Genomic DNA, 8,354 nt, shown 5'->3' with positions numbered 1-8,354 from the left:
TTCCACAACCTATCGGCTACATACTCCTTTGGACGGCGCATAAAAGGGCGCGCTGCAGATTTCATTTCTGCAACGCGCCCTTTTCATTTCCATATATCGCTGCAAAAGCGCTTACAGGATCCACTCTTCCTGTTTTTCCTCGCCGCAGTAACGACGCAGCGTCTCGCGGATAGCGCGCGGCCCCTTGTTCAGCTCATTGAACATGCGCACAACCGTCTCGCCTACGCCGATCTCAAACAGGTTCACGCCAAAATAGTAACGGTTAGCCAGCAGCGGATACAGCTGCTCCTCGGATACCTCGTCTCCCAGCTTGGGATTACCCATCAGAGAACGGATGTGATCGAGGTTGGTATCCGGGCTGAGTTCAAACGGCTCACCGCGATCGTCCACGCCGACCAGATAACGCAGCCAGCCCGCCAGTACCAGCGGGATATACACCAGCTTGGTTGCACGGTGCGCAGGCAGCGTCGAATTATAATACGCATACAGCGTCACGCCAAAGCGCGGCGCAATCTTACGCGACGTATCGGTCGCAATACGCTGCGGCGAATCCTGCAGGAAGGGGTTGGGATAGCGCTCGCCCAGTACCTCATGCAGGAAGGAAACCGGGTCGATGACGCCCGGATCGGCAACCATCGGCATAGCCTCTTGCTCACTCATGCGCGTGACAAGGTTGACCAGTTCCTTATCCTTCATTTCCGCACTGATCTGCGTATAGCCCAGCATGCAGCCATATACGCCCAGCGCAGTATCCATCGGGTTCATGCAGGTGCTGACCTTCATCATCGCGGACTTTTCCACGATGTCGCGACGGGTCAGGATCACGCCGCACTGCTCGAGCGGCGGATGGCCGTTCGGGAATGCATCCTCAATGAGCAGATAGTGCGGGCTTTCCGAGTTGACATAAATCGCCGCATAGGTGCCCTTGGCCGTGACAAAGGGACGGGCATTCTGCAAACCGTCCTCTTCCAGCTTATCCGCAATGCGGGTATCCGGATGCGGTGTGATCTTGTCGATCATGGACAGCGGATAGGTGTTCTTCTTGATCAGATAGAAATACTCATCCTCGGTGATATAACCCTTTTCCTGCCACGCCTGCGCCATATAGCGGACGGCGCGCTCCAGACGGATGCCGTTATCCTGACAGTTATCCAGCGAAACAAGCGCCAACGGCGGAAGCCCAGCGCGGCAGCGTGCTAGACTGAGCGCTGCGAGTTTGCCGAAGAAAGAGCGGCAGCCTTCCGGCCCGTTATCGCGGTCATGCGCATAATCCGACAGGAACTCATGTTCATCGTTCTGAATCACATAGCCTTTTTCCGTCAGGGTAAAGCTGACCATCTGCAAGGACGGCGCGAGGAATACCTCGCTCAAGCGCGTCCCATCCTCGCTCAGCTTGAGGCTTTCGGTCACCGAGGCGACAACCTCTTTGTTGATCGTGCCGTTGGAATACAGCGTTACGACCAGCGAAAGATGGTCGCAAGCGCGATAGCAACGGTCGATCAGCTCTTCGTCATAGCCATCGCAGCAAATGACGCCGGTATCCGACAGGCCTGCGGTCAGCATACGCTGTGCCAGCACAGCGGGAAAAGCCCGGAACAGGTTGCCCGCGCCAAAGTGCAGCCACGTCGGCGCTGTGCGTGTTGCTTCGCGCACCGCGTCGATGTCGTACTGCGGCAAGCGGTAACCCTTCCAGGACGCGTTATGTTTGATGCTTTCTTTTGTCAATTTCATAAAGCAGTCACTTCCTTTCAGCGAACGGAATACGCCGTTCATCCCTATCGTATATAGTATACCAAAACTTTGCCGCTTTGCATAGGGAAAATCGGAAATCTCTACAAAAACTAAACAGCATTGTCATAAAAAAGCCGCACGGCTATACCGTGCGGCAAAAGATCCATTATAAACTGTTGTTTTTCGCGGCATGGTTGACCTCAACCGTGCCCGGCAGCGCCCGATAAAGTCGCAATACCAGCTTCATTGCAAAATATAGCAGTGCCGCTTCGATCGGCAGCATAATGAGGTTTTTGGGTACGCGCAGCGCGAGCAACGCCCCCATTGCTTTGCCGCCTGTAATCGTCAGCCACAAGGTATTAAGGCCGATGTTGCAGAACAGGTTGATGCAAGCCTTCGCGCCCACCGCACGCCAGACAGAAACCTTACGCGGATACAGCCAAAGCCCCCAGAACAGCCCTGCGGTGATCGCAGTCAGCGTATAGCCCGGGAAATACGCCCCCATGGTCAGATTTCCTGCAAAATAACCGAGTACATCCGTACACACGCCCGCCATCATACCCACCACAGGGCCGAATAGCATGCCGATCGCCGCGTTGCACAAAAAGCCGAAGCCGATGCGCAGGTTGGGCGGCAGCTTAATGGTCAAACCAAGTAAGTCAAGCGCAATGTTGATGGCAATAAGAAGCGCAGTCAGCGCCAAACACCGCGTGCTTTTGAGTTCTTTCAGGGAGCGAGAAAAAATATTTTCTTTTTTGGACATAGAAAAAGACACCTCCTAAATCAATTCATCTGTTGCCACAGCGATTTAGGAAATGCCTAAACAGTTGCAGCAGCGGGATGCGACTACAATACCGCAGGGGATTTTCGTCCCTTTCGTCCGCTGAACAACTCCCCGTCTCAGCGGCACTTAACGCATTGCAGTCTACTCTGCTTTTTCCGTTTTCTATTGTATCATGGTTTTACGCCTTGTCAATACCAAATACCGCACGGATGGTGCGGCATACGCCGTCCTCATCATTGGAAGGGCAAATGTGCTTAGCGGCAGCTTTGAGCGCTTCATGACCGTTTTCCATCGCATAAGACTCCCCAGCCGCCTGCAGCAGCTCCAAATCGTTCATGTAATCCCCAAAGGCCATGCATTCCTCGGGCGTAATATGCAGGCTCTTGCACAGCGCACTGACCGCAAGCCCCTTGTTGATCCCTGGACGCATCAAATCCATCCAGTCTTCACCCGAAACCACCATCTGCGAGGTCTCCACAAACGCATGGAACGCCGGAAGCAGTACCTCTTCCGCGCGCCCCTTGCAGTATATCGCCACCTTACACACCGGCTCATGCCGACAGAATTCCAGCAGATCGGGCACTACCGTGCGCCGCACACTGTAATGAGCGGCGTTTGCCAGAAATTCCGGATCGTCCGAGGTTTCATAAAAGCCGCCGTCCCGCGCGGATACAATCGCCTCCACGCCCGGCAACGAACGCACCACCTCGATCGAGCGGCACACCTCCTCCGCCGGCATGGCTTCAAACGAGATCATGCGCGCGCCGTCACAAACCACCGCACCGTTTTCACAGATGTAAACCAACTCATCCGCGATCTCGCCAAACTGTGCATAGAGCGTATAATATTGCCGCCCGGACGCTGGTGCAAAACGCACGCCCCGCTCCCGCAGCGTATGAACCAGGGAAAAGAAGCCCTCCGGCAGCCGTTTTTGGCTGTCCAGAAGCGTGCCGTCCATATCGGCGGCAATCAGTTTGATCGACATGAATACCCGAAATCCTTTCTATCGGTTTTTGATCCCTTACAGGAACAGGCTGCCAACTTGATAAACCACCATCGCTGCAAGATAAGCCAGCACGGTCTGGAACGCAGCAGCGCCAAACGCCCAGCGCCAGCCGCCCATTTCCCGCTTGATGGTAGCAAAAGCGGACATGCAGGGCATATACAGCAGCGTAAACACCAGGAAGGAATATCCGGCCAAGGGAGTGAACACTGTACCGAGCAGACCGGACAGCATCGCACTATCTCCGCCTGCACCATACAGCACGCTCATCGTGGATACGACCGCTTCCTTTGCCACCAATCCGGTCAACAGCGCAACCGACTCCTGCCATTGTCCGAAGCCCAGCGGCCGGAAAATCGGCGCAATGAATGTGCCGATCACGCCCAGAATGCTCTCCCCTGCGTTCTGCGCCACATCAAGCGAGGGCGTAAAGTTTTGCAGCAGCCAGATGACCACACTCATCAGGAAAATGAGCGTACCGGCGCGTGTGATGAAATCCTTGGCCTTCTGCCACATATTGAGCACCGTGCCTTTGAAGGACGGCAGACGATAGGTCGGCAATTCGAGCACAAAGCCCGAGGAAACCTCTTTGAAAATCGTCTTTTTCAGCAAAAAACCTGCCAGAATGCCCATCAGAATACCCAGCACATACAGACTGATGACCACCAGCCCCTGATGCGCGCCAAACAGCGCGCCCGCCACCAATGCATAGACCGGCAGCTTCGCGCCGCAGGACATGAACGGCGTCAGCATAATGGTCATGCGGCGGTCAGCGTCGTTTTCCATCGTGCGCGCCGCCATGACCGCAGGCGTGGTACAGCCGAAGCCCATCAGCATCGGCACGAACGACTTGCCCGACAGACCGATGCGGCGCAGCAGCGTGTCCATGATGAACGCCACGCGTGCCAGATAACCGGTATCCTCCAAAACAGACAGGAAAAAGAACAGAATCACGATCTGGGGCAAAAAGCTCAGAACACCGCCTACGCCGCCGATCGCGCCGTCGCAAATCAGGCCAATCAGCCAGTCCTGTGTATGCGCCGCCGTCAAGCCATTGCGAATCGCAGGCGAAATGATGCTTTGGATCAGATATTCCATCCCATCGCCCAGCAGCGAACCGATTGGCCCAAAGGTGCACCAGAACATCAGGAACATGAAAAACGCGAAAATCGGCAGCGCCCATACGCGGTGCAAAACGATTTTATCAATGCGCTCGGTCAGCGTCTCTTTATGTACCTTCGGCCGATGGTAGGCGGCGCGCACGACTTCCTCAATATAGTCATACAGTGCATCCGCCAGCACCATTTCTTTATCCGTCAGGTTGGCGTGGCTCTGCATACCCGCTGCAATGGAATTGATCTCCTCGCGCATGTGCTCCGGCATCTGCAGCCGGTCCATCTGCGCCCACATCGCGGAATCCCCTTCCAGCAGCTTTGCTGCATAAAACGGCAGGCTGCACTGCCGCAGCGGCAGCGGCCGCAATTGCTCTGCTGCGCGGCGGATCGCCGCACCCACACCATGCAAATACGGCGGCTGCTTATCCGGCGCACGCATATGATGCGCCAGTCCATCGAGCAGATTGTGCATATTCTCGCCCTTTTTGGCGGAAATCGGCACGACCGGCACGCCGAGCCGCTCAGACAGCACATCGCAGTCGATTTCAATCCCCTGCGCGCGCACATCGTCCATAAAGCCGAGCGCCACCACCATCGGCAAGCCCAACGCGATGAGCTGCAAGGTTAGATACAGATTGCGTTCAATATTCGCCGCGTCCACGATATTCAATATACCGTCCAGCTCGTCCGACAGGACGAACTCACGCGCGATGATCTCCTCCTGCGTATAAGGTGAAAGCGAATAAATGCCGGGCAGATCGACAATGTCAATGCCCACGCCGTCGTGACAGATATGACCGGTCTTGCGATCGACCGTCACGCCCGGCCAGTTGCCGACATGCTGGTTGGAGCCGGTGAGCCGGTTGAACAGCGTGGTTTTGCCGCTGTTCGGATTGCCAATGATGGCAATGGTTTTTTTGCTGCTCATGCGCGTTCCTCCAGCACTATTTTTTTCGCTTCCGCACGCCGCAGCGACAGGCTGTAGCCGCGCAGACGCACCGCGACCGGATCGCCGAACGGCGCAATGCGCTCCATTGTCACCACCACGCCCTTGGTGATCCCCATATCAAGAAAGTGCCGTTTGAGCGCGCCCTCTGCCGTGATGGATTCGACCACGCCGCTCTGTCCCGGCTTTAAGTTATTCAGTGTTTTCATACTTTGCCCCCATGCACTGCCAAAAAGGCCCTGTGCCATTTTATTATAAAATGGCAGTTAGCAAATGTCAACGGAAGCGAATACCGCTGCACCGTTCAAATGATACAAAAAAAGCGCGCCCAAAGGCACGCTTTTTCGTTAAACAGAGGCGTGGGTCTCTTCCTCTCGGAACATCAAACCAAATGCAGCCAGAAGCGGCGCACAGGTTAGCAGCAGTGCACGCTCCCCCCATGCGTTGGTGCACAGCGCGCCGAGCGCCGCACCCACGATGAACCATAGAATGATCGCGTAATAATGCCGCGCCTTGCTGGCGGCCTTCCGGTCACCGTTCTGCCGCCAGAGCACCAGCTGTTCAGTGCCCGAGCGCAGGTTGCCCGTGCACATCGTCGTGGCGAACGCGCTGCCGCGCACCTTGCGGAAGGTCTCGACCTGCATGGCGCAGACAAAAGAAATCGAGATATTGACCGCAGTATTCAGGTTTTGCGGCGCAAAAGCCGCCACTGCCAGTATCACAACCTCGACCAGCACGATTGTCTGCCGCCAATGCAGCGCACCGTCCGGGCGGTGCTCCCGCTTGCCGCGCCGTTTGATGAGCTCGGCTGCGACCACGCCTAGCGCGAACGCCAGAATGGGCAGCAGATAAGTCAGTGCGCGCAGCCACTGACGCTCAGCCAACTCAAGGCCGAACAGTACAATATTGCCGGTCTGCGCATTGGCGAACACCCCGCCGCGGCAAAGATAGGTATATGCATCAAAAAAACCGCCGGCCAGCGCGAGCAAACCACCAAGCAGCAGCGATTCCGACATCTGTCCGTTTTTTTCTCCCATTTCGGTCACCTTCATTTCGGTCTCGTTCCCCAGTATAGCAAAAAAAGCCGTCCGTTTCAAGAACGGACGGCTTTGGGTCACTTGTCCCCCGCGATGCGCATGCGGTTGATAGCCTTTTTCAGTTTGATTTGTGCCACATCGTGCTCATGCTCGCTCTCCTTCTGCTGGAGGATCGCACGGGCACGCTCCGCAGCTTCGCGGGCGCGGTTGATGTCGATCTCGTCCGCCCATTCGCAGGTGCGGGCGAGTACGACCGTTTGCTCACGCGACACATCCACAAAACCGCCTGCAATCGCAGCGACACGAGACTGCCCATCCTTGATGATGGTCAGTCCGCCGATGCCGAGCGCCGCCGTATACGGCATATGGTGCGGCAGGATGCCGACATCGCCCTGCGTGGTGCGGACGACGATGCGGTCCACCTCATCGTCATAAAAGCAGCGGTCGACCGTCATCACCTTGAGATGAAAGGTAGCCATATTATGCCCCCTTCTTCGCCTTCTCCACGACCTCGTCGATGGTGCCGGCAAACAGGAACGCCGACTCGGGCAGATCGTCATGCTTGCCGTCGAGGATCTCGCGGAAGCCGCGGATGGTCTCCGCTACCGGAACATACTTGCCCTGGAAGCCCGTGAACTGCTCCGCAACATGGAACGGCTGCGACAGGAAGTTCTGGATCTTACGGGCGCGGGCAACCGTCAGCTTATCCTCGTCGGACAGCTCGTCCATACCGAGGATGGCGATGATGTCCTGCAAGTCCTTGTACTTCTGCAAAATGGACTGTACCGCACGCGCGACCTCGTAGTGGTCGATGCCGACCACGTCCGCGGTCAGGATACGCGAGGACGAATCCAGCGGATCGACCGCCGGATAAATACCCATCGACGCGATATCACGCGACAGAACGACCTTCGCATCCAGATGCGAGAACGTGGTCGCCGGCGCGGGGTCGGTCAGGTCGTCCGCCGGAACGTAAACCGCCTGTACGGACGTGATCGAGCCCTTCTTGGTCGAGGTGATACGCTCCTGCAGCGCGCCCATCTCGGTCGCCAGCGTCGGCTGATAGCCTACCGCCGACGGCATACGGCCGAGCAGCGCGGAAACCTCGGAACCCGCCTGCGTGAAACGGAAAATGTTGTCGATAAACAGCAGCACGTCCTGTCCCTCGACATCGCGGAAGTACTCCGCCATGGTAAGGCCGGAAAGCGCCACGCGCATACGTGCTCCGGGCGGCTCGTTCATCTGGCCGTAAACTAGCGCGGTCTTGTTGATAACGCCGGATTCCTGCATTTCGTTATACAGGTCGTTACCCTCACGAGTACGCTCGCCAACGCCGGTGAATACCGAAATACCGCCGTGCTGCTTGGCGATGTTGTTAATCAGCTCCATGATGATAACCGTCTTGCCGACGCCCGCGCCGCCGAACAGGCCGATTTTACCGCCCTTGGCATACGGCGCAATCAGGTCGATGACCTTGATGCCGGTTTCGAGGATTTCGGTCGTGGATTCCTGCTCCTCATAAGAAGGCGCAGGACGGTGAATGGGCCAGCGCTCCTCGCCCTCGACCGGCGGCTTGTTGTCCACCGGCTGGCCGAGCAGATTGAAAATACGGCCCAGATTCTTGTCGCCGACCGGGACCGTGATCGGTCCGCCGGTATCAACGGCCTTCATGCCGCGCACCAAACCGTCCGTGGACTCCATCGCGATGCAGCGCACGGTATCCTGACCGATGTGCTGC

At 56.9% G+C, this 8,354-nt stretch carries 8 protein-coding genes and 1 riboswitch; all 8 genes read right to left on the bottom strand.

What is annotated here, in order from left to right:
- Positions 1 to 111: 111 nt before the first annotated feature.
- Positions 112 to 1,731: a mannitol dehydrogenase family protein gene (locus tag ABGT74_RS01470; RefSeq protein WP_346704163.1), complete on the bottom strand. Its 1,620-nt coding sequence runs from the start codon at positions 1,729 to 1,731 to the stop codon at positions 112 to 114.
- Positions 1,732 to 1,897: 166 nt separating this feature from the next.
- A complete protein-coding gene (locus ABGT74_RS01465; protein ID WP_297283878.1) occupies positions 1,898 to 2,494 on the bottom strand; it encodes a folate family ECF transporter S component in 597 nt (198 codons plus the stop codon).
- Between the two features lie 68 nt (positions 2,495 to 2,562).
- A riboswitch (THF riboswitch) is annotated at positions 2,563 to 2,666 on the bottom strand.
- A 27-nt stretch (positions 2,667 to 2,693) separates the two neighbouring features.
- Positions 2,694 to 3,500, bottom strand: coding sequence for an HAD family hydrolase (locus tag ABGT74_RS01460; protein WP_346704162.1), 807 nt, complete (start codon positions 3,498 to 3,500; stop codon positions 2,694 to 2,696).
- A 36-nt stretch (positions 3,501 to 3,536) separates the two neighbouring features.
- A complete protein-coding gene (gene feoB / locus ABGT74_RS01455; RefSeq protein ID WP_346704161.1) occupies positions 3,537 to 5,561 on the bottom strand; it encodes a ferrous iron transport protein B in 2,025 nt (674 codons plus the stop codon).
- On the bottom strand, positions 5,558 to 5,788 hold the full coding sequence (locus ABGT74_RS01450; RefSeq protein ID WP_297283875.1) for a ferrous iron transport protein A: 231 nt from the start codon (positions 5,786 to 5,788) through the stop codon (positions 5,558 to 5,560). Before ABGT74_RS01450 ends, feoB begins: the two co-directional genes overlap by 4 nt.
- A 138-nt stretch (positions 5,789 to 5,926) precedes the next feature.
- Positions 5,927 to 6,631 carry a YoaK family protein gene (locus tag ABGT74_RS01445; RefSeq protein ID WP_346704160.1) on the bottom strand — a complete coding sequence of 235 codons (705 nt, stop codon included), beginning with the start codon at positions 6,629 to 6,631 and terminating at the stop codon, positions 5,927 to 5,929.
- A 62-nt stretch (positions 6,632 to 6,693) separates the two neighbouring features.
- Complete coding sequence (gene atpC / locus ABGT74_RS01440; protein ID WP_346704159.1) at positions 6,694 to 7,095, bottom strand: ATP synthase F1 subunit epsilon; 402 nt, start codon at positions 7,093 to 7,095, stop codon at positions 6,694 to 6,696.
- Between the two features lies 1 nt (position 7,096).
- Positions 7,097 to 8,354: F0F1 ATP synthase subunit beta (atpD, locus tag ABGT74_RS01435; protein WP_346704158.1), on the bottom strand; the 1,258-nt coding region annotated here is incomplete at its 5' end.

Origin of the sequence: uncultured Agathobaculum sp. (assembly GCF_963927765.1) — a bacterium.
GTDB lineage: Bacteria > Bacillota > Clostridia > Oscillospirales > Butyricicoccaceae > Agathobaculum.
The sequence above is the reverse complement of the archived record's forward strand: the minus strand, read 5'-3'. Positions and strand labels throughout refer to the sequence as shown.